This is a genomic window from Frondihabitans australicus (assembly GCF_003634555.1).
GTDB classification, from domain to species: domain Bacteria; phylum Actinomycetota; class Actinomycetes; order Actinomycetales; family Microbacteriaceae; genus Frondihabitans; species Frondihabitans australicus.
Genome location: NZ_RBKS01000001.1, coordinates 61,618 through 81,943, shown reverse-complemented (window position 1 = coordinate 81,943; position 20,326 = coordinate 61,618). Strand labels below are relative to the sequence as shown.

Here is a 20,326-nt window from a genome sequence, read left to right as displayed (position 1 = left end):
ATCGATCGCACAGCCGATCCGTGCCACGCTGGAGGCATGCCCCGCACCGGTCGTCCCCGCAGGAATCACACGCGGATGACCCTGCCCGAGGCCGAGAAGATCGTCGCCCTCGACCTCGACGGCAAGCTCGACCGGTCCGACCGCGACGTCGCCAAGATCGTCTTCGAGGCGCACACGATCGTGCAGCGCGCCTCGCTCTGGGGTGCCGGGCCAGGCACGCCGTCGCGGCGCCGCGGCATGCTGATCTTCTTCGGCGCCGCCATCTTCATCGCGGTGTGGATCGCGGGGCTCCTGATCCCGCTGCTGCTCGGCCTCGAGCAGTAGGGGCGCAGCGAGTCAATCGCCGCCGTGCGCCTCCTGCGACGCCTCGGCGTGCTCGGTCTTTCCCTGCTCGATGAGCCGGTCGTCTTCGCGCATCATGCCGAGCGCCTCGACGAGCCGGCCGCGGATCGACCCGAACAGCGAGGCGGGAGTGCTCGCGTGGCGGTCGCCGCCGTCGTCGTGCACGAACTCGCGCAGCGTGCCCTCCTCGTCGTACTCCAGCGGCTGCCGCGCGTGCTCGACGCAGAGCTTCGCCACCTCTTCGGCGTGGGCGTGCATGACCGAGTGCGCGGCCCCGGGGATCTCCCAGAGGCGCGACGACGGCAGCAGCTCGCCGCATCTCCGCACCCAGTCGCGGGGCGCCACCGCGTCGAACTCGCCCCGGATCACGAGCGTGTCGGCCTTCACGTGGGGCAGCGCGCGTTCGATCGGGAACCGCATCATCTTCGGCAGGATCCGCGAGAACCACTTCGGGCCGCAGAACAGGTAGGCGCTCATGGCCAGCAGCTTCACGCGGCCGGGCTCGTGCATCGCCGCCTGCAGGAAGCGAATGCCCTGCAGCCCGACGCTGCGCTCCGCGGGGTTGATCACCGGCCCGATGAGCACACAGGTCGTCAGCTCGGGTCGACGGGCGACCAGGTCGACGACGACCTGCGTTCCCATCGAGTGGCCGACGACGACCGGGTCGTCGAGGCCGAGCTCGTCGATCGCGCGGCCCACGAGATCGGCGTACTCGCGGATGCTCATCGCCTGGTCGGGGTGCGGCACGCCGGCGAAGCCGGGCAGGTCGAGTGCGTGCACCGGCCCGAACTCGTTGAGATTGGGCGCGAGGCGCTCGAAGTAGTTGCTGGCCACGCCGATGCCGGGCACGAGCACGAACGGGCGGGTGCCCGACTTGCCGATGGTCGAGACGCGGACGTAGACGCGGGAGTCCTCGCTCTCGACTCGAGACACGTCGACGTCGGTCGCGGGATCGCCTGCCATCGCTCCAGTCTGCCCGCTCACGCCCGGCGAAAAGATTTTTCGGGTCGAGTGTTGACTTAACGAACTATCACGATATATCTTTGACCTATCGCCGGATCGAACACCGGCGCGAGCGGCCCGGCCTGACAGCCCGACCCAGCACTCGGCTCCGAGCCCGCCGCCCCCACAACTCGAACGACAACCGAAAGGAGTACCTCATGGGTACCCGACAGAACTTCTCCTTCCCTGACAACCCGCGCTTCGGCGGCCACCCCGGCGAGCGCGCACACCACGACCACCGCCCCGACTTCTCGGGCGCCGAGCGCTTCGCCGCCGGTGCCGAGCGGTTCGGCCGCGGTGCCGAGCGCTTCGGCCGCGCCATGGGCCGCGGTCGCGGGCCCGGCTTCGGCGGCGGCTTCGGCCCCGGCGCCGCCGGTTTCGGCGGCTTCGGCGGTCCCGGCTTCGGCGGCTTCGGCCCCGGTTTCGGGCCGCGGGGCGGCCGCGGGCGTGCCCGTAAGGGCGACGTGCGTCTCGCGATCCTGTCGCTGCTGAACGAGGCCCCGGCGAACGGCTACGGCCTCATGAAGGCCATCGCCGAGCGCACCGACGGCTCGTGGAAGCCGAGCCCCGGCTCGGTCTACCCGACGCTCGCGCAGCTCGTCGACGAAGACCTCATCGTCGAGTCGGGCGAAGGCCGCCAGTCGACCTTCGACCTGACCGAGGCCGGTCGCGCCTACGTCGCCGAACACTCCGACGAGATCGCGACGGCCTGGGGCGACGCCACCGTCGAGCCCGGCCGCCACGACGAGTTCATCGTCTCCGCGATGAAGCTCGCCGGCGTCCTCAAGCAGTTCCACTTCGACGCGACCGCCGAGCAGCGCTCCGAGGCCACGGCGAAGATCGACGAGCTGCGGCGCGCGCTGTACACGATCCTCGCCGACTAGCTTCACCGCACCACGGCCCCGCTCGAGTCCGGTCGGGCGGGGCCTTCTGCGTTCCGGTCGGCCGACACCGCGCGTACAGCGACTTCTTCGACAGCCGTTATCTGGGCGACACCGGTTCTTAAGACTGTCTGAGGAGCGACCGGGCAGTGTCGGAGACGTGCTCGACCAGCTGCCGACATCCTCCCTGACCACCGCCGCCGACCGCCCCGCGGTCGGCGAGACGCACCGGCCGGGTCGCAGGAGCCGCCGCAGGGCCGTCCTCCTCGAGCTCTCCGGCATCCTGCTCGCCGCCGCCCTGGGCCTCGGCGCCCTCGCGCACCTCGTCCTCTCGGCCCGCTCGACGGTGTTCTTCTACAACGGCGACTCGGTGCTCATGCCCCTCGTCGAGCGCTCGATCCAGGAGGGCCAGGCGATGCGGTGGGCGATGTCGTCGGTGCTCTTCGTGTTCCCCGAGATCCCGATCTACCTCGGCATCGCGGCGGTCGTGCCGGGGGTGCACGCCGACCTCATGGCCAACGCGGTCGTGACCCTGGTGCTGCTGTACCTGCTCCTGCGCGCGCTCACCGGGGTCGTGGCACCCGCGTTCGCCCGCCGCACGAAGATCGCCATCGCGCTCGCGCCGATCGCGGCGCTCGTCGTGTGCAGCCTGCTCGAGCACACCGACCAGCGGGCGACCCTCGAGCTCGTCACGCTGTTTCTGACGACGACGTACTACTACGGCACGACCCTCTCGCTGATCGCCGCGATCCCCCTGGCCGTCGTCGCCGCGACCGGCACGACCCGGCGACGGCGTCGGGTCGCAGGAGCCGGGCTGGTCGCGCTCTCGGCGCTCGCCACCTTCTCGAACCCGCTGTTCGCGATGTGGGCGTCGGCGCCGATCGCGCTGGCGGCAGTCATCCTGCTCCGGCGCAGTCTGCTGCGCCCTCGACGGGCCGTCGAGCTCGGCGCCGCCGCCCTCGGCGCGGCCGTGATCGGGTACCTCGCGCGCATCCCGATGGCGAAGTACATCTCGATCGAGATCACGCACTACCTCCGCATCGACCGCATGGCGGTGTCGGTTCGGTACTACGTGAAGGACTACTTCCAGACCGCGAGCACGTGGCAGGGCGCGATCGAGATGTCGGTGCTCGTGGTGGCCGTCACGGGCACGCTCGTCGTCGCGATCCTCGCGGTCGCCCGGCGCTGGCCGACCCGGGTCACTCTCGCGCTCGTGATCTCGGCCTGCTCGATCGTCGTGACCGCGATCGCCGCGGTCGTGCTCGGCACGACCGCGACGCGCTACCTCATGCCGCTCTTCTTCGCGCCGGCGGCGGCGTTCGTCGTGCTCGCCTCGTACGCGCTCGAACGGGTGCCGCAGCTGACCGGGGTGCGCCTGCGGTGGCCGAGCCGTCGGATCCTGCTCGCCTCGGCGGTCTCGCTGACCCTGATCGCGAGCGGGCTGAGCGTCACCGCCGTGCGGGTCATCGCCACCGCCCCGTCGACGCAGGCGTACGCCCCCGCCACCTGCCTGTCGAACTGGATCGCCGGTCGCGACCTCACCGGCGCAGGCCGCTACTGGACCATGCGGGCGCTGAAGACCTACGGCGACCCGACGGTGAAGATCGTCCAGATCACGGGCGACTACAACGCGACGCTCTGGCTCGACAACGCGTCCGACTTCACCGGCCAGGAGGTGTCGTACCTCGTGGTCGACTCGCACAGCCACTTCCCCGTCGCCCCGTCGCAGGTCTTCGGCAAGCCCGTGCAGACCGTCACCTGCGGCCAGTACACGATCCTCGACTACGAGGGGACGGCAGGGGCCGAGATCCTCACCTCGCGCATCGCCCTCACCGCGCGCGAGAAGATCGCCGAGCGTCACCTGTAGCGGAGGACTACCGTCCCCCTCTGTGCGGCCGTGCAGACCGTTCAGTTCGGCCTTTCGGGCCGGGCGGGTTTTCAGGGAGGGTAGGACATGTCGACTGCGACGACGACGTCGGGAGTCACCGACGGGCCGATCAGGAGCCTCGTGCCGGCGAGGATGGACCGGCTGCCGTGGACGAGGTTCCACTGGACGGTCATTCTGGGCCTCGGGATCTCGTGGGTGCTGGACGGTCTCGAGATCGAGATCGTGGCGTCGAACGGGTTCGCGCAGGAGTTCCACATGTCGTCGGGGCTCATCGGCAACCTCGGCACGACCTACCTCATCGGGCAGGTCTTCGGCGCGATCATCTTCGGTCGGCTCTCCGACCGGCTCGGACGAAAGCGCCTCTTCATCCTGACCCTGGTCATCTACCTCGTCGGCTCGGGCGTCGCCGGTCTCTCGCCCGCGGTGTGGTTCCTGTTCGTCTTCCGCTTCATCGCCGGCATGGGCATCGGCGGCGAGTACGCCGCGATCAACTCGGCCATCGACGAGCTGATCCCCTCGAAGTACCGCGGCCACGTCGACATCGCCGTGAACGGCACGTACTGGGGCGGCGCGGCACTCGGCGCCGTGGCGAACATCTTCTTCCTGAACCACTCGCTCTTCGCGGTGAACGTCGGATGGCGCCTCGCGTTCTTCATCGGCCCGGTCATCGGTATCGGCATCATCTGGCTGCGCCGGAACATCCCGGAGAGCCCTCGCTGGTACATGACGCACGGCTACGAGCAGCGCGCCGAAGACACCGTCGCCGAGATCGAGGCGCGGGTGCAGTCCGAGGGCGGAACGCTCGAACCCGTCGACGACTCGCAGGCGATCGAGGTGAAGCGCACCGACAGCATCCCGTTCCGGCAGATCTGGCGCGTGCTGTGGCTGAAGTATCCCAAGCGCACCGTCACCGGCCTGGCGATGATGATCACGCAGTCTTTCCTCTACAACGCGATCTTCTTCTCGTACGCCCTGGTGCTCGAGAACTTCTACCACACGAGCTCGTCGTCGACGCAGTACTACTTCTTCCCCTTCGCGATCGGCAACCTGATCGGCCCGCTCGTGCTCGGTCGGCTGTTCGACACGATCGGCCGCCGCAAGATGATCTTCGCGACCTACCTCCTCGCGGGCATCGTGCTGGCCGTCTCGGCGGTCCTGTTCCAGGCCGGCGTGCTCAACGCGACGACGCAGACGATCTTCTGGTGCGTGGCGTTCTTCTTCGCCTCGGCCGGCGCCTCGAGCGCCTACCTCACGGTGTCGGAGATCTTTCCGCTCGAGATGCGCAGCCAGGTCATCTCGTACTTCTTCGCCATCGGCCAGATCGTCGGCGCCATCGCTCCGTCGCTGTTCGGCGCCCTGGTCGGCGACGGCTCGTCGCGCGGACCGCTCACCATCGGCTACTTCCTCGGTGCAGGCGTCATGATCCTCGGCGGCGTCATCGCGTTCGTCCTCGGCGTCGACGCCGAGCGCAAGAGCCTCGAGGCGATCACCGAACCGCTCTCCCTCGTCAAGAGGTAGTCGAGGCCGCCGTCACGCCTGGGCGTCGGGGGTGGTGACGGCGGGCTCGGCGCCTTCGAGGTCGAGGCCGAGGTCGACGACTCGGATCCTGCCCGCCAGGCCCGCCGCAGGCGCGATCAGCAGCCCGGCCTTCGCGGCCCCGAACGTCACCGTGACGAGCGCCGGCAGCACCACGGCATCGCCGTCGGGGCCCGCGGGAACCGAGCCGTCGTCGACGCCGATGCCCGACGGCACGTCGACCGCCACCACGCTCGGCGCACCCATCATCCGCATGAGCACCCTGGGCCTGAGCGCCGCGGCCACGGCCCGGCCTCGACCGCGGAGCGCAGGATCCGAGACCCGCCCGATCCCGAGGATCCCGTCGACGATCACGTCGATCCCCTCCACGACTTCGTCGAACGCCGCGGTTCCCGGCTCCGCCTCGCGGTTCGACGCGTCGGCGCCCGCCGCTTCGGCCGCCGCGAGCGCCGCCTCGTGCACGCGCGACCCCGTCGTGAGCACCCGGACGTCGTGCCCGGCCTCGGCCAGCGTCGCGGCCGCGTACAGCGCGTCGCCGCCGTTGTCGCCCGACCCCGCCAGCACGAGCACGACCTGGCGCTCGCGACCGAGCATCGGGCCGCGATCGGCGAGGACCCGCTCGACCTCGTCGGCGAGCGCGGCGGCGGCACGGAGCATGAGCGGCTCGCCCGCGTCGAGCAGCGGTTTCTCGGCGGCGCGGATCTGGTCGGAGGTGTAGCCCTTCATGACGTCAGTGTGGCCCCGCTCGTGCTGCCGCGCTCGACGGCGCCGTTGGCGACGGCGCCCAGCCGACTGCCAGACTGGGCCTATGAAGAGACTGGGCACATGAGAGGCACGGTGCAGAACGGCCTGGACGGCACGGAGATCGCGTACGAGGTCTCCGGGTCGGGCGACCCTCTGATCCTGGTGCACGGCTCCGGTCTGTCGAAGGGCACCTGGCGCGGCCTCGGGTACATCCGCGACCTCGAGCGCGACTTCACCGTGATCGCGCTCGACCTGCGTGGGCACGGCCGCAGCGGCAAGCCGCACGCCCCCGAGGCCTACCAGCCGCCGCTCTTCATCGGCGACGTCCTCGGGGTCCTCGACGAGGTCGGGGCCACCGCTGCGCACTACGTCGGCTACTCGATCGGGGCCCGCATCGGTCTGCGGATCGCGGCCGGCATACCCTCTCGCCTCCTGACCCTCACGACCATCGGCGGCTCGTTCGAGGCGATGACCGACAGGATCGCCACCACGTTCTTCCCCACCTGGCGCGAGGCTCTCGAGACGGGCGGCATGGAGGAGTTCATCCGCCGTTGGGGCGACCACCGCGGCCGTGAGATCGACCCGGCGACGGCGCTGGCGTTCCGGCAGAACGACCCGGTCGCGCTCGAGGCCTACTTCGAGGGGATCGAGTCGGCGGCCCCGCTGGGCATCGACGGGGCCGCCGCGATCACGGTCCCCACGCTCCTGCTGGCCGGCACCGACGACCCCGACCGCTACCGGCAGTCGCAGGAGGCCGCACGGCGCATGGCGCGCGGCAGCTTCTTCGAGCTGATCGGGCAGGATCACGCGTCGTCGCTGCTGCCGGTCGACGACGTCACCGACCTCATCCGGACCTTCCAGGAGTCGCTCGTCGCCTGAGGCTGCCCCCTCGCGACAAAACGCGACACCCGCGACGTCTCAGCACGTCGCAGGTGTCGCGTTGTGTCGCAGAGAGGGCTGGGCTGGCCTTCAGGTGTCGTTTCGGAACCGTTAAGAGTCGCGGCGTAGCGTTCGCGCATGACCACGCGACTCACGATCGTCGAGCGCCCCGAGGGCGTCCTCGGCCCGATCACGTCCGAGAGCGAGGTCCACTTCTTCTGCACCGGGCGCGACCGGTGGTCGATCTACGACCGGCGGCTGGATCCTGCGTCCCCCGACGCGTTCCTGGGTCGGCTCTCGCGCATCGCGGGCATCTACGAGGTCGCCTTCGCCGACGACTCGAGGCCGCGTGCCTACTGCGCCAGCCTCAACGCCGTCCGCACCGAGTTCGTCGGCATCGCCGGGCAGGCGCGCCCCGCACTCCGCATCGTCGGCTGACCCGCTCGCGCGCCCTCGCATCACCGGGGTGGCACGATGGAGGGGATGAGCCTCGCAGACCACGCCCACCTCTCCGACTTCGCCGCCTTCGTGCAGGCCTCGCCCTCGTCGTACCATGCCTCGGCCGAGGCGGCCCGGCGGCTCGAGGCGGCGGGCTTCACCCGTCTCCGCGAGCACGACGCCTGGCCCGAGACGCCGGGGCGACGCTTCGTGGTGCGCGACGGGGCGATCATCGCGTGGGTGCAGCCCGAGAGCGCCACGGCCACGACGCCGTTCCGCATCGTCGGCGCTCACACCGACTCCCCGTCATTCAAGCTCAAGCCGAACCCCGACACCGGCAGCCTCGGCTGGCAGCAGGCCGGCGTCGAGGTCTACGGCGGCCCCCTCTACAACTCGTGGCTCGACCGAGACCTCGAGTTCGCCGGCCGCCTCGTCACCCGCGACGGCGCCGTCCATCTCGTGCGGACGGGGCCAGTGCTCAGGATCCCGCAGCTCGCGATCCACCTCGACCGAGGCGTCAACGACGGCCTCGCCCTCGACCCGCAGCGGCACCTCCACCCGATCGTCGGGCTCACCGACCCCGCCGGTGCACCCCGCCGCGGGGACGACATTCTGGCCGCGCTGGCCGGTGTGGCGGGCGTCGACGCCGACGAGGTGGCCGGGCACGACGTGCTCGTCGCCGACACGGCGGCACCCGCGCTCCTCGGCTTCGAGGAGGAGTTCTTCGCCAGCGGCCGCATGGACAACCTCACCAGCGTCCACGCCGGCCTCGCGGCGCTCATCGCCACGGCCGAGGCCCTCGACTCCGCGAGCAGCATCGCCGTGCTCGCGGCGTTCGACCACGAGGAGGTCGGCTCGGCCAGCACCTCGGGCGCCAGCGGACCGTTCCTCGACGACGTGCTCACGCGGATCACGGCGGGGCTCGGCGGCGACGCGAGCGATCGGGCGAGGGCGTTCGCCGGCTCCTGGCTGCTGTCGAGCGACGCCGGGCACCTCGTGCACCCGAACTACCCCGAGCGGCACGACCCCGCCAACCAGCCCGTCGCCAACCGGGGGCCGCTGCTCAAGATCAACGCCAAGCAGCGGTACGCGACCGACGGCGTCGGCACCGCCGAGTTCGCCCGCGCGTGCGAGCAGGCGGGCGTCGGGTTCCAGACCTTCGTCTCGAACAACGCGATGCCGTGCGGGTCGACGATCGGGCCGCTGTCGGCCACACGCCTCGGCATCCGGACCATCGACGTCGGCCCCGGGCTGCTCTCGATGCACTCGGCGCGCGAGCTGATCGGCTCTCGCGACCCCGAGGCGCTGTCGCTGGCCGCCGCGGCCTTCTTCGCGCCGGCCTGAGGCCGGGCTCCTGCGACCCGACAGACACCACGAGCCAGGGCTCGAAGACCCTGGCGCTCGGGGGCGGGCTCTGAGATAGTCGTCGCATGCACCGCCGACCGACAGGCCGACGCCCGTGAGCAGCCGATACGAGAGCGACCCCGGCGTGCCTCCGGCGCGCGTCGAGCGCCTGGGCCCGCGGCGCACTCCCCCCGCGCGCGGGCGCGACGGCCTTCGGGTCGCGGCAGAGCCCGTCGTGCGACGGCCGACGGTCAGGGCGCAGGATCCAGGGCCGTCCTACGCCGACTTCCTCGAGAGCGACGACGACGAGTCGCGCTCCTCGGACGACCGCGCCGTCTGACGCTCTCCACAGCCCGACGACGGCTGATGCGGATTCATGGCCGATTCCAGTAGTCTCCGGAAGACGTGCCCGTCTACGGGCGCGGGGGGACCGCCACGCTGGGTGGCGGGCACAGTGCGACAGGCGCGCGGCAAGCGAGGGCGCGGCTGAAAAGACAGAGGGGTACCACCAGTGACCGGAAGTGCCAACAGCGACTACGACGCCACCGTCTTCCGGGGCGTCTTCGAGAACCACTACACGTACGCCACCGGCGTCGAGCGGAACATCCACCGCTACGCGACCCGCACGGCCCTCACCGACTCCGAGACGGGCCGGAGCTGGACCTACCGCGAGCTCGGCGAGGTCACCGGCCAGCTCGCCTCGGGTCTCGCGAAGCGCGGGGTGGGCACGGGCGACGTGGTCTGCTACCAGCTGATGAACCGGCCCGAGTTCGCCTTCCTCTACGTCGCCACGCAGGGCATCAGGGCCGTCGGCTCGCCGATGAACTTCCGCCTCGCGGCCGGCGAGACCGCCTTCATCCTCGACGACTCGAAGCCCGTCGTCTTCCTCTTCGAGGCCGCCGACGCCTCGATCATCGCGAACGCGCTCGAGCTGGCCGAGCACCGCCCGCCGGTGCTCGTGGCCGTGGGGCCCGAAGACCATTCGGCCGTCGAGGGGGCGATCGGATTCGCCGAGCTCCTCGATCCTGAGGGCCCCTCGTTCACCGCGCCGAAGGACGGCTCGACCTGGGACGAGACGACGCGCCTGTACACGTCTGGAACCACCGGCCGCCCGAAGGCCGTGCCGCTGACCAGCCTCAACGAGGTGCTCACGGCGCACGACGTGATCATCAACATGTCGCTCACGCCGAAGGACAAGACGATGAACATGTCGCCGTGGTTCCACCGCGGCGGCACGTACTGCGCCGGGCCGAACACGGTGTTCTACATGGGTGCGGAGGCGGTCACACTGCCCCGGTTCGACGCGGGCCTCGTGCTCGACCTCGTGCAGAACGAGGGCGTGACGTACGTGATCGGCGCTCCCACCAACCTCGAGCGCCTCGCCGACGAGCAGGAGGCCCACCACCGCGACCTGTCGACGCTCAAGGGCATCGTGACGATGGGCGCCCCGTTCGAGCGGAACGCCGCGCTGCGGTACCAGAAGGTGCTCACGCCGAACATCTCGAACGGCTACGGCACGACCGAGGCGTTCTGGAACACGTTCCTGCCCGGCGACGAGCTCACGACCTACGCCGGCGCCGCGGGCCGAGCCTCGATCGACGACGACGTCGTCATCGTCGCCGTGCGAGGCACGGGTCTCGGCGACCCGTCCGACCAGGTGGCGAAGGACGGCAAGGAGATCGGCGAGGTCGCCGTCCGCTCGATCAAGTCGGGCTACACCTACCGGAACAACCCGGCGGAAGACGCGAAGAAGTTCCGCGACGGCTGGTTCTACGCCGGCGACCTCGCGACCTGGAACGAAGACGAGGTGATCACCGTCGTCGGCCGGAAGGACGACATGATCATCTCCGGCGGCGAGAACGTCCACCCGGTGCAGGTCGAGGAGACCCTCGCGGCGCACGAGGGCGTCGCCGACTCGATCGTCTGCGGGCTCCCCGACCAGGAGTGGGGTCAGCTCGTCGTGGCGTACGTGGTCCGGAAGGACGGCGCCCTCGGCGACGAGCAGGCCGCGGCCGACGAGCTCGAGGCGTTCTGCCGGGCGTCGATCGACCTCGCCGACTTCAAGCGCCCGCGGCTCTACGCGTTCGTGAAGGAGCTGCCCTACACCGCGACGGGCAAGAAGCAGCACTTCGTGATGCAGGGCCAGTCGGCCCGCGACCACGCCGACGGCCGCTTCGTGAGGCCGGCCCGGTAGCTCCTGCGGCCAGCGCGGCCAGCGCGGTCGTCTCGCGGTTCGGTCGGCCGCCTCCGGGTATGCCCGCCCCTCGCGGACCTCATTCCCGTCGCCGGCGTCGGCGTGATCGCCTGTCGATCACGATGCGGACGGCGATGAGAGAGATGGCTGCGCCGAAGACGACGTAACCCGTGACGGGCGAGCCCCAGAGAAAGGCGGCGACTCCGCCCACTGCGGTCGCGACACTCGCGCCGGTGAGTACGCGCCGAGCGGTTCGATCGGGTGTGCGCGTCATGCGTAGCACGTCGTGTAGACGGCATGGATGCCCGTGATGACGGGGGCGCGCACACCTCGAACGCCGACGCACTGACCACGCCCGACGGCGATCTTGGCCTGGACCCACATGCCCGTGACGACTACGGCGCAGACCGGAGCCACGGGTCCCATGATCGCGCACACACCGTTGACACCGAGCGCGTTGTTCGCGAGTTTCTTTGTTTCGGCTCGGGTCAGCTCGAGGGTGCAGAAGACGAGGTCGCATGCCAGCCGCGGGTCCGCGACGACGGGGTACGTGGCGCCCGCGTGATCAACCTCCTGCACGAGCGTCCCGCCATCGATCCGGTACCGGGTCGCAACTTCGACGCCATGGGCATCCCGCGCCCACGGCGGCTGGAACACGTCGACGACGATTCCGTCAGAATTCGAGATCGCGACGGCGCCGCCGGCCGCGAGGGTCAGGTGGGCCGGCCTCCCGTCGAGCGTGACGTCGTAGCGGTAGTCGGTCGGCGCACCGCTGTCGTAGAGGATCGAATAGCCGGCTCGATTTTCGGCGCTCATGGCGACGGCCGAATCGTGACGGTCGAATATCGCGAGCGACCCGGAGACGATTCGGCTCTCGTTCCTCACGGCCTCGGGCTGCACTCCTAACGAAGCTTCACGCGAGCCGCCCGACGCGGGCGGCGCGGCGAGGGCTCCGCCACTGGTGATCTGAGCGCCCGTTGTTTCAGAACGTCCGTCGCGAGTTGTGACCCCGGCGACGCTGCCCAGGTTCACGCCCGCCTGGGACAGAGCGGATACCGCCCGAGTCGTCACCGCCGATGCTGCCGGCGCTGCAGCGGCGGCCGTGCCACTCCCTGACATCGACACGAGCACGATGGCCGTGACAGCGATCTTCCACTTCATCATGAAATCTCCCTTGCGAATCCATGTGTCTCATTCCACACACCGGACAGCCAACCATCTGGAGAGAGTGACCGCAAGCCAGAACTGACTCCCGCGAGACGACGCCCGTGGTACCCAGGCATGACGCAGGAGCCGGGGCACGCTCGTAGCGTCGTCTGCATGGAGCCCACAACATGATCCACGCGGACAACCTCACCAAGCGCTACGGCGAACGCACCGCCCTCGACCACGTCTCGTTCGACGTCAAGCCCGGTCTCGTCACCGGCTTCCTCGGCCCGAACGGCGCCGGAAAGTCGACGACGATGCGCCTCATCGTCGGACTCGACCGCGCCACCTCGGGCGACGTCACCGTCAACGGCAAGCACTACTCCGAGCACCGCGCACCCCTGCGCGAGGTCGGCGTGCTGCTCGACGCCAAGGCCGTGCACCGCGGCCGCAGCGCCTACGACCACCTGCTCGCCATGGGCGCGACCCACGGCATCGGCAAGAAGCGGGTGCAGGAGGTCATCGCCCTCACCGGACTCGAGACCGTCGCGAAGAAGCGCGTCGGCGGCTTCTCACTCGGCATGGGGCAGCGCCTCGGCATCGCCGCCGCTCTGCTCGGCGACCCGGCGACGCTGATCCTCGACGAGCCCGTCAACGGCCTCGACCCCGAGGGCGTCGTCTGGGTACGAAACCTCGCGCGCCACCTGGCGAAGGAGGGTCGCACGGTCTTCCTCTCGTCGCACCTCATGAGCGAGATGGCGCAGACCGCCGACCACATCATCGTGCTCGGTCGCGGCCGCGTGATCGCCGACGAGTCCGTCGAGACGATCCTGGCTCGCGCCCAGGGTGACGGCGTGCGCGTGCGCACCCCGCAGGCCGGGCAGCTCACCGGGCTGCTCACGTCGGCCGGTGTGACCGTCACCGGCACCGCCGCCGACCTTCTCGAGGTGCACGGCATGCCGTCGTCGCGCATCGGCGAGCTCGCCGCGGGCGCCGGTGTCGTGCTGCACGAGCTTACACCGCTGGCCGGCTCGCTCGAGGACGCCTACATGTCCCTCACCCAGGACGAAGTGGAGTACCGCGACACGAGCGCGGCCGCCGCGTTCGCCGGCGGCGCCACCGCGCCCGTCGCACCCGAGTCCGCCCGTCAGACCGAGGAGGTCGCCCGATGAGCACCGCCACTCTCGCTCCCCAAGCCGCTCGCGGCCACGCCAACCTCTCGCGGCTGACGTTCGGCGGGCTCCTGCGCTCCGAATGGATCAAGCTGCGCTCGCTCCGGTCGACGTTCTGGTGCTACGCGCTGATCCTGCTGCTGAACGTCGGGTTCGCCGCGCTCATCGCGAACGTCGGGCTCGGTGGCCGCGACGCACGGGGACCCGGCGGGGCAGCCGCAGCGAGCGCCGGCATGGCCGGCGCGACCACAGTCGTGACGCTGGGCATCAACTTCACTGTGCTCATCGCCGCCGTGCTCGGCGCCCTGGTGATCACGGGCGAGTACGCCACGGGCATGGTCAAGTCGACCTTCACCGGCGACCCCCGCCGCCTCGGCGCCGTCTTCTCGAAGGCGATCGTCTTCGGTGTGGTGACCTTCGTCGTCGGGTTCGTCTCGCTGATCCTCGCGACCGTCGTCGCGACGCCTCTGCTGTCGAACTCGTCGAACATCTCGATCGACTGGTCAGACGGCACCTTCTGGCTGTCTCTGGTGGCCGGAGCCGGGTTCCTCGCCCTCGCCGGCCTCATCTCGTTCTTCCTCGGCCTGATCGTCCGCTCGAGCGCGGGCGGAATCGCCGCCGGCATCGGCCTGCTCTTCGTCGCCGACATCGTGATGAACATCATCGTCTCGATCACGCAGGCGAAGTGGGCGAGCAACGTGCAGGCGTTCCTGCCCTCCGAGGCCGGGTCGAAGATGTTCGGCTACGGCTCGGGCACGGCCAGCGTCAAGGACGGCCTCATCACGCTCGACCAGACGCAGGGCTTCCTCGTCGTGATCGGCTGGGTCGTGCTCACGGGCATCATCGCGCTGATTCTCGTCAAGCGCCGCGACGTGTAGGACGGACATCACGCGACAGGCGGGGTCGGGCGTTCGCCCGGCCCCGCCTGTGCGTTCGCCCCCAGCCCAGCACACGACACCTGTCGGACGTACGATTTGGATATGAGCCTCTACGACATCCCGGTCGAGACCGCAACCGGCGACACCACGACCCTCGGCGCCTACGACGACAAGCTCCTGCTCGTGGTGAACGTCGCCAGCCGCTGTGGCCTCACACCCCAGTACGGCGACCTGCAGAAGCTGCAGGAGACCTACCGCGACCAGGGCCTCCAGGTGGTCGGGTTCCCCTGCAACCAGTTCAACGGCCAGGAGCCCGGCTCCAACGAGGAGATCCAGGAGTTCTGCGTCGCGACCTACGGCGTCGACTTCCCCGTCTTCGCGAAGATCGAGGTCAACGGCGAGAACCGCCACCCGGTCTACGACGTGCTCACCGAGACCGTCGACTCGCAGGGCGACTCGGGCGACGTGGCGTGGAACTTCGAGAAGTACCTCGTCGCGCCCGGTGGCCAGATCATCGCTCGCGTCCGCCCGCAGGAGTCGCCCGCGACGCCCGAGTTCGTGGCCCTGGTCGAGCAGAACCTCCCCGCGGCCGCCTAGCTCCGGAGGGCGGCGAGCGCGCTGACCCTCAGGAAGTCGAGCTTCTCGGCCTCGGGCGTGCCCGCCGCGACGGTGTACGCCACGATCCTGAGGTCCGCTCCCGGCACCGTGAACACGTCGCAGTCGAGCTCGACCTCGCCGACGAGCGGGTTCTCGACCGTCTTGCGCTCGGAAACGTGCTCTCCGACGGCGCCGCCCCGCCAGAGGGCGGCGAAGCCCTCGCTCGTCTCCAGGAGGTCGGCGATCAGCGACCGCACACCCGGGTCATCGGGGTAGCGGGCGGCGATGCAACGCAGGTCGGAGACGAGCGCGCTCTCGAAGAGCTTCGGGTCGCGGCCGGAGCGCACGGGGTTGCCCATCATGCGCCCCGAGAAGCGCATCCGCAGCAGGTTCCGGTCTCGCTCGGCGAGGCCCGACGGGTCGCCCAGCAGCGCTGCCCAGAGCGGGCTCCAGGTGACGAGGTCCCAGGAGGCCGTGAAGACGGCGATCGGCGTCTCGCCGAGCCGGGCGACGAGCCGCTGCACCCCCGCCGGGATGTGCCTCGACACCCGCCCCGGCGACGGCGGCAGCAGGTGCGCCAGCACGTACAGATGCTCCCGCTCGAGGTCGCCGAGCTGGAGGGCCCGGGCGAGCGACGCCACGACCTGCTCCGACGGGTTCGTCGCACGGCCCTGCTCGAGCCGCACGACGTAGTCCACGCTGAGGCCCGCGAGCGCCGCGAGCTCCTCGCGGCGGAGGCCCACGGCCCGGCGGTTGCCGCCCGAGGGCAGTCCGACGTCGGCCGGCGACAGTCTCTCGCGCCAGGCCTTCAGAAGGGGGCCGAGCCCCGCGCGCTCCGTCTGCATCCATCCAGTCTGACCCCGGGCGCAGGATCGGGGGTGGTACTGCCGGTCCGTACGCTGAGCCGAGCCACGCGCATCCTATGCCGAGCGCGCAGTCTTGACCCATGACAACGACACTCATCACCGGGGCCAACAAGGGCCTCGGCTACGAAACCGCCCGCCGCCTGATCGAGGCCGGGCACACCGTGTGGATCGGCGCCCGCGACGCCGAGCGCGGCCAGAAGGCCGCCGACGAGCTCGGCGCCTCGTTCGTGCAGCTCGACGTCACGTCGCAGGAGTCGGTGGACGCGGCCGTCACGACCGTCACCGCCGCGGGCGGCCTCGACGTGCTCGTGAACAACGCCGGCATCACCGGACCGCACCGCGACGCCGCCGACCTCGAGGCGGCGGACTTCGAGGAGGTGTACGCGGTGAACGTGTTCGGCGCCGCGCGCATGATCCGCGCCTTCCTGCCCACGCTGCAGGAGTCGGCGGCCCCGACCGTGGTGAACGTCACCAGCGGCCTCGGATCGTTCGCCGAGGTGCACGACACCTCCCGCGTGGAGTCGACGGTGATCGCACCGACCTACTGCTCGTCGAAGTCGGCGCTCACCATGATGACGGTGCAGTACGCCAAGGCGCTCCCGTGGCTGCGCATCAACGCCGCCGACCCGGGATACACGGCGACCGACCTCAACGGCAACTCGGGGCACCAGACCGTGACCGAGGGGACGGATGCGATCGTGGGGTTGGCGACTGCGGGTGTTGACGGCGAATCAGGAAAGTTCGTCGACCGGAACGGCGTCGCTCCCTTCTGACGGTCATCGCGAGCGAAGCGAGCCGGCCCGGCGGTGTCGCCCCAAGCGGATGAGATACGGCGAAGCCGCATCTCCGCTGGCGGGGCGGCGCCGCCGAGCCCAAGGGAGCGCCGGGCGCAGGGCGCCCGGCTTGCGTGTTTACCTTGCTACGGCACAATGACCCCTGTGACGAAGAAAATCGATACCGCCCTGCACGATCTGACGAAGGCGCTCGAGAAGCACGCTCAGATCGTCGGGCTGAAGCCCGTGCCGCTCAAGAAGGCCGGGCGCGCCGCAGCGGATCTCCGCCAGGCCGCCGCCGCCTACGCGAACATCGTCGAGGCTCGCACGGGTCAGACGAACCCGTTCATCGACTTCCTCGACCCGGCCACGATGGAGTCGCTCGCCCACGAGCGCGACGCCATCCAGGCCCGCAAGGCCGCCGAGAAGGCGGAGAAGGCCGACAAGAAGGGCTGACGCCCCGGCTTCCGGTCGGCTACGGCCGCTCGTCGACCAGCGCGACGAGCCGGCTGCCGATCCCCTCGACCTCGCGCCGCGCGAACCCGTCCTCGGGATCCGGTGCCTGCGCGGGGTCGTGGTAGTCGCAGACCAGCCAGGTCCACTCGGGCCACCACTTCTTCGGCCTCGCGGTCTCGCTGAAGCCGCAGACCACGCACGACAGGGACACCCAGACCTTCTTCGACGAGGTGCGGTTCGCCCGTGATTGCACCAGCCACGCGGGCGGATCCTGCTCGATCGCCTCGAGCTCGGCCTCGGTGAGCCGGCCGGGGATCCCGTGGCGGGCGGCCATCTCGAGAGGGATGTCGAGCCGGAGGGCGGCGTCTCGGCGTGTCAGCACCCCGACAGCCTAGGCGCTACGGGAGGAGCACCACGCGCCGCGTCGCCGGCTCCTGCCACACCCGCGTGACCTCGGCGAGAGGCACGCCGTCCGCGTCGATGGTGAACGTGCCGGCGACGAGCTCGGCGACGAGGGAGGGCAGCTCCGCCACGATGCCGGCGGCCGAGTTGGAGCCCTGCCCCGAGCCGAGGAACCGGATGTTCGCCTGGCGGAGGGCTGCCGACCCAAGCGCGATGTCGGCTCCTGCGACCGATCCGATCTGCACCCACTCGACCAGCCGGCTCCGGTCGGCCCGCCCGAGCAGCAGCGGCATGATCGCGTTCTGCGCCGGCTCGCCCCAGAGGTAGTCGATCACCACGTCGACCTCGGCGGCCTTCGCCGAGATCTCGGCGGCGACGGCGTCGGGGGCGGCGGCGAGGTCGATCGTGGCGGTCGCGCCGAGTGGCCGGAGGGCGTCGAGCCTCTCCTGCCCGCGGCCGGCGGCCACGATGTCGCGGGCGCCGAGGTGCCGGGCGATCTGCACGGCGAGCTGCCCGGCCGATCCGGTCGCGCCCAGGATCAGCACCGACATGCCCGGCTCGAACGTCACTCTGCGGCGGAAAGCCACCCACGACGACATGGCCGGGTTCATGGCGGCGGCGATGAGCACCGGGTCGGCGTCGTCGGGCAGCGGGATCATGCGCCGCGGGTCGACCAGAGTCTTCTCGGCCATCGCCCCGAGCGGGGTGTCGCCCAGCACGAAGTACGCGAGGCGGCCGTCGGGCGTGCGCCCGACGCCGTCGAGTCCGGGGACGAGCGGCAGAGCGTCGCCGGAGGTGTAGTGCGAGCCGTCGGCCTGGGAGCGGATGCGCGGGTGGAGGCCCGAGGCGAGGACCTCGACGAGCACGTCGCCGGCTCCTGCGACCGGAACCGGCTCGGGCACGTCGGCATAGCGGGGCGGCTCGGCGAACGAGGTGACGAGTGCTGCCTTCATGGTGTTCCCTTCGACAAGTAGTTTGTGTCACCAACTATATAGTTGGCGACACCAACCATGTCAAGTAGGGTGGAGGAATGACACAGGTCGAACCCGGGCGCACGCGACCCGACGAGCCGCAGGAGCTCAGCGTGGTCGACGCGGCCGCGCAGCTCTCGTTCGCCGTGCTCGAGGTGCTGACTCGCGTCTCGGCGACCGAGAACCTCTCCGTGACGCAGCTGCGCGTGCTGGGGATCCTGCGCGACCGCGAGCCGACCATGGCCGACCTCGCCGACCGGCTCGGCCTCGACCGATCGAGCGTCACCGGCCTCGTCGACCGCGCCGAGAAGCGCGGCCTCGTGCGGCGCGCCCCCTCGCTCCACGACGCCCGCAGCACGACCGTCGCCCTCACCGACGAAGGCCGACGCGTCGGCGCGACACTCGAGGCGGCGTACGAGGCAGGCGTCGGCGACCTCCTCTCGGGGTCGAGCGAGGTCGACCACGCGGCACTCGTGCGAGTCACGCGAGGCGTGCCCCGGCGTCGCTGACGCCGAGGCGACACTGGCAGGATCTCGACGCACCACGGCAGACAGCCACTCGCCCCGCACCCGGCCTCGTCCGTACCGTGGGCGCATGAGCACCGCCGACGCCCTCCTGGCCCCGCCCACCCCCACCGCCGCCCTCGCGCTCGAGACCGTGCGGGCGATGGCCGACCCGGGCCTCGTGAACCACTGCCTGCGGTCGTACGCCTGGGGCGTCGCGCGGGCCGACGCCCTCGGGCTGGACTACGACGCCGAGCTCCTGTTCGTGAGCTCGATGCTGCACGACCTCGGCGTCGTGCCGCTCTTCGACTCGCACGACCAGCCGTTCGAGGACGCCGGCGGCGCCGTCGGCTGGGTCTTCGCCGCCGGGGCCGGCTGGCCCGCCGACCGGCGCGAGCGCGTGCGCGAGGTGATCCAGCGGCACATGCTGCCGTCCGTCGACCCGGCCGACGACCCCGAAGGTCACCTGCTCGAGGTCGCGACGTCGTTCGACGTGCGGGGCGCAGGAGCCGACGGCTGGGCCCCCACGCTGGTCGCCGACGTCCTCCGGCGAGCGCCGCGGCTCGACTTCGGCGACCGCTTCACCGGGCTCATCGCGGCGCAGGCCCGGCGGAAGCCGGCGTCCCAGGCCCGCCGACTCCACGACGCGGGCGGGCCGGCGGCGGGGGCGGCGTACTGGGCGAGCGCGGCGGGCGTGCGGCCCGAGGGCGCGTAACGCTGCTCCTGCGCCCTGGGCCTTGGCCTGTGCCTTGCGCTGCGGCGTCTAGTGCGCGACCGGGCCCTGCATGACGGCGAAGACGCAGAGGACGCCGCCGACGATGTAGAAGAGCGTGCCGACCTGCATGGTGCGGGTCTTGTTGCGGTCGGCGATGGGCACGTTCACCTCGAGGATCGGGCAGCCCGACCAGCCGATGAGCCCGATGGCGAGCGCCGTCAGCACCGAGCCGAACCACCACACGAAGCCGAGGAAGGGCGGCAGGATTCCGGGACGCCAGCCCGACGACAGCATCACCGCGAGGAAGACGGCAGTCGTCGCCGCCGCGCCGATGAACCAGGCGGTGCCGGTCCACATGATCCGCTGGACGTTCTTCTCTGGGGTCATCAAGTCGTGAAGCACAGGAACATCATGCTCTCGTCTCAGCACCGCGCGGTGCCCGCCGCGCCACGGCCGACCCCGGACGTTCGCCGGACAGGGGGTATCGGTGGGTCGAAAAGGGGTCTAGCTTGTCCCCCAGACGGGGTCCATGCACCCCGTCGCACGGACGATCGCTATCTGGGGGCGACCGGTCACACCCACCGTGGCATGCTCCGCAC

Annotated in this window: 23 protein-coding genes; 16 read left to right on the top strand and 7 right to left on the bottom strand. The window is 70.7% G+C overall.

Going from position 1 to position 20,326, the window contains the following annotated elements:
• The first annotated feature begins 36 nt into the window (after window positions 1-36).
• The gene (locus tag C8E83_RS00365) at window positions 37-324 is read left to right on the top strand and encodes a hypothetical protein (protein WP_147430037.1); all 288 of its coding nucleotides are present in this window, start codon (window positions 37-39) and stop codon (window positions 322-324) included.
• Between the two features lie 12 nt (window positions 325-336).
• Here the strand turns inward: C8E83_RS00365 and C8E83_RS00360 are convergent, their stop codons facing one another.
• Window positions 337-1,305 (bottom strand): alpha/beta fold hydrolase, encoded by a 969-nt coding sequence (locus tag C8E83_RS00360; RefSeq protein ID WP_121367910.1) that lies wholly within the window; start codon window positions 1,303-1,305, stop codon window positions 337-339.
• Window positions 1,306-1,502: 197 nt separating this feature from the next.
• Between C8E83_RS00360 and C8E83_RS00355 the strand changes: the two genes are divergently transcribed.
• From C8E83_RS00355 to C8E83_RS00345, 3 genes are all read left to right on the top strand, one after another.
• Window positions 1,503-2,228 carry a PadR family transcriptional regulator gene (locus C8E83_RS00355; protein WP_121367909.1) on the top strand — a complete coding sequence of 242 codons (726 nt, stop codon included), beginning with the start codon at window positions 1,503-1,505 and terminating at the stop codon, window positions 2,226-2,228.
• A gap of 157 nt (window positions 2,229-2,385) precedes the next feature.
• Window positions 2,386-4,092, top strand: coding sequence for a hypothetical protein (locus C8E83_RS00350; protein ID WP_121367908.1), 1,707 nt, complete (start codon window positions 2,386-2,388; stop codon window positions 4,090-4,092).
• Between the two features lie 87 nt (window positions 4,093-4,179).
• Window positions 4,180-5,631: an MFS transporter gene (locus tag C8E83_RS00345; RefSeq protein WP_245981302.1), complete on the top strand. Its 1,452-nt coding sequence runs from the start codon at window positions 4,180-4,182 to the stop codon at window positions 5,629-5,631.
• Between the two features lie 12 nt (window positions 5,632-5,643).
• On the opposite strand, the gene C8E83_RS00340 is transcribed toward C8E83_RS00345, so the two are convergent.
• Window positions 5,644-6,375, bottom strand: a complete 732-nt coding sequence (locus tag C8E83_RS00340) for an NAD(P)H-hydrate epimerase (RefSeq protein WP_121367907.1) — start codon at window positions 6,373-6,375, stop codon at window positions 5,644-5,646.
• A 99-nt stretch (window positions 6,376-6,474) separates the two neighbouring features.
• Here C8E83_RS00340 and C8E83_RS00335 point away from each other — a divergent pair, with 99 nt between their 5' ends.
• The 5 genes from C8E83_RS00335 (at window position 6,475) to C8E83_RS00315 (ending at window position 11,248) form a co-directional block, all read left to right on the top strand.
• Window positions 6,475-7,272, top strand: coding sequence for an alpha/beta fold hydrolase (locus C8E83_RS00335; RefSeq protein ID WP_121367906.1), 798 nt, complete (start codon window positions 6,475-6,477; stop codon window positions 7,270-7,272).
• 138 nt (window positions 7,273-7,410) lie between these two features.
• Window positions 7,411-7,710 carry a hypothetical protein gene (locus tag C8E83_RS00330; protein ID WP_121367905.1) on the top strand — a complete coding sequence of 100 codons (300 nt, stop codon included), beginning with the start codon at window positions 7,411-7,413 and terminating at the stop codon, window positions 7,708-7,710.
• A gap of 45 nt (window positions 7,711-7,755) precedes the next feature.
• Window positions 7,756-9,054 carry a M18 family aminopeptidase gene (locus tag C8E83_RS00325; RefSeq protein WP_121367904.1) on the top strand — a complete coding sequence of 433 codons (1,299 nt, stop codon included), beginning with the start codon at window positions 7,756-7,758 and terminating at the stop codon, window positions 9,052-9,054.
• Window positions 9,055-9,169: 115 nt separating this feature from the next.
• A complete protein-coding gene (locus C8E83_RS00320; protein ID WP_121367903.1) occupies window positions 9,170-9,394 on the top strand; it encodes a hypothetical protein in 225 nt (74 codons plus the stop codon).
• A gap of 171 nt (window positions 9,395-9,565) precedes the next feature.
• Window positions 9,566-11,248 (top strand): class I adenylate-forming enzyme family protein, encoded by a 1,683-nt coding sequence (locus tag C8E83_RS00315; protein WP_121367902.1) that lies wholly within the window; start codon window positions 9,566-9,568, stop codon window positions 11,246-11,248.
• 270 nt (window positions 11,249-11,518) lie between these two features.
• Here the strand turns inward: C8E83_RS00315 and C8E83_RS00310 are convergent, their stop codons facing one another.
• Entirely contained in the window at window positions 11,519-12,379 is an 861-nt protein-coding gene (locus C8E83_RS00310; RefSeq protein ID WP_147430036.1) for a hypothetical protein, read from the bottom strand.
• 203 nt (window positions 12,380-12,582) lie between these two features.
• On the opposite strand from C8E83_RS00310, the gene C8E83_RS00305 reads away from it, so the two are divergent.
• The 3 genes from C8E83_RS00305 (at window position 12,583) to C8E83_RS00295 (ending at window position 15,041) form a co-directional block, all read left to right on the top strand.
• Window positions 12,583-13,566, top strand: a complete 984-nt coding sequence (locus tag C8E83_RS00305) for an ABC transporter ATP-binding protein (RefSeq protein WP_121367900.1) — start codon at window positions 12,583-12,585, stop codon at window positions 13,564-13,566.
• Window positions 13,563-14,444: an ABC transporter permease gene (locus C8E83_RS00300; RefSeq protein WP_121367899.1), complete on the top strand. Its 882-nt coding sequence runs from the start codon at window positions 13,563-13,565 to the stop codon at window positions 14,442-14,444. The genes C8E83_RS00305 and C8E83_RS00300 overlap by 4 nt, the downstream gene beginning before the upstream one ends.
• A 102-nt stretch (window positions 14,445-14,546) precedes the next feature.
• Window positions 14,547-15,041 (top strand): glutathione peroxidase, encoded by a 495-nt coding sequence (locus tag C8E83_RS00295; RefSeq protein WP_121367898.1) that lies wholly within the window; start codon window positions 14,547-14,549, stop codon window positions 15,039-15,041.
• On the opposite strand, the gene C8E83_RS00290 is transcribed toward C8E83_RS00295, so the two are convergent.
• Window positions 15,038-15,886 carry a helix-turn-helix transcriptional regulator gene (locus C8E83_RS00290; RefSeq protein ID WP_121367897.1) on the bottom strand — a complete coding sequence of 283 codons (849 nt, stop codon included), beginning with the start codon at window positions 15,884-15,886 and terminating at the stop codon, window positions 15,038-15,040. The genes C8E83_RS00295 and C8E83_RS00290 overlap by 4 nt on opposite strands.
• 101 nt (window positions 15,887-15,987) lie before the next feature.
• Here C8E83_RS00290 and C8E83_RS00285 point away from each other — a divergent pair, with 101 nt between their 5' ends.
• The gene (locus tag C8E83_RS00285; RefSeq protein ID WP_121367896.1) at window positions 15,988-16,680 is read left to right on the top strand and encodes an SDR family NAD(P)-dependent oxidoreductase; all 693 of its coding nucleotides are present in this window, start codon (window positions 15,988-15,990) and stop codon (window positions 16,678-16,680) included.
• A 165-nt stretch (window positions 16,681-16,845) separates the two neighbouring features.
• Window positions 16,846-17,136 carry a hypothetical protein gene (locus C8E83_RS00280; protein ID WP_121367895.1) on the top strand — a complete coding sequence of 97 codons (291 nt, stop codon included), beginning with the start codon at window positions 16,846-16,848 and terminating at the stop codon, window positions 17,134-17,136.
• A 19-nt stretch (window positions 17,137-17,155) separates the two neighbouring features.
• Here C8E83_RS00280 and C8E83_RS00275 read toward each other — a convergent pair whose 3' ends face one another.
• Complete coding sequence (locus tag C8E83_RS00275) at window positions 17,156-17,518, bottom strand: hypothetical protein (protein WP_121367894.1); 363 nt, start codon at window positions 17,516-17,518, stop codon at window positions 17,156-17,158.
• 16 nt (window positions 17,519-17,534) lie between these two features.
• The gene (locus tag C8E83_RS00270; protein ID WP_121367893.1) at window positions 17,535-18,491 is read right to left on the bottom strand and encodes a quinone oxidoreductase family protein; all 957 of its coding nucleotides are present in this window, start codon (window positions 18,489-18,491) and stop codon (window positions 17,535-17,537) included.
• Between the two features lie 77 nt (window positions 18,492-18,568).
• Here C8E83_RS00270 and C8E83_RS00265 point away from each other — a divergent pair, with 77 nt between their 5' ends.
• Entirely contained in the window at window positions 18,569-19,018 is a 450-nt protein-coding gene (locus C8E83_RS00265) for a MarR family winged helix-turn-helix transcriptional regulator (protein ID WP_121367892.1), read from the top strand.
• An 85-nt stretch (window positions 19,019-19,103) separates the two neighbouring features.
• Complete coding sequence (locus tag C8E83_RS00260; RefSeq protein ID WP_211331636.1) at window positions 19,104-19,727, top strand: HD domain-containing protein; 624 nt, start codon at window positions 19,104-19,106, stop codon at window positions 19,725-19,727.
• A gap of 48 nt (window positions 19,728-19,775) precedes the next feature.
• Here C8E83_RS00260 and C8E83_RS00255 read toward each other — a convergent pair whose 3' ends face one another.
• The gene (locus C8E83_RS00255) at window positions 19,776-20,129 is read right to left on the bottom strand and encodes a hypothetical protein (protein ID WP_147430035.1); all 354 of its coding nucleotides are present in this window, start codon (window positions 20,127-20,129) and stop codon (window positions 19,776-19,778) included.
• Between the last annotated feature and the right edge of the window lie 197 nt (window positions 20,130-20,326).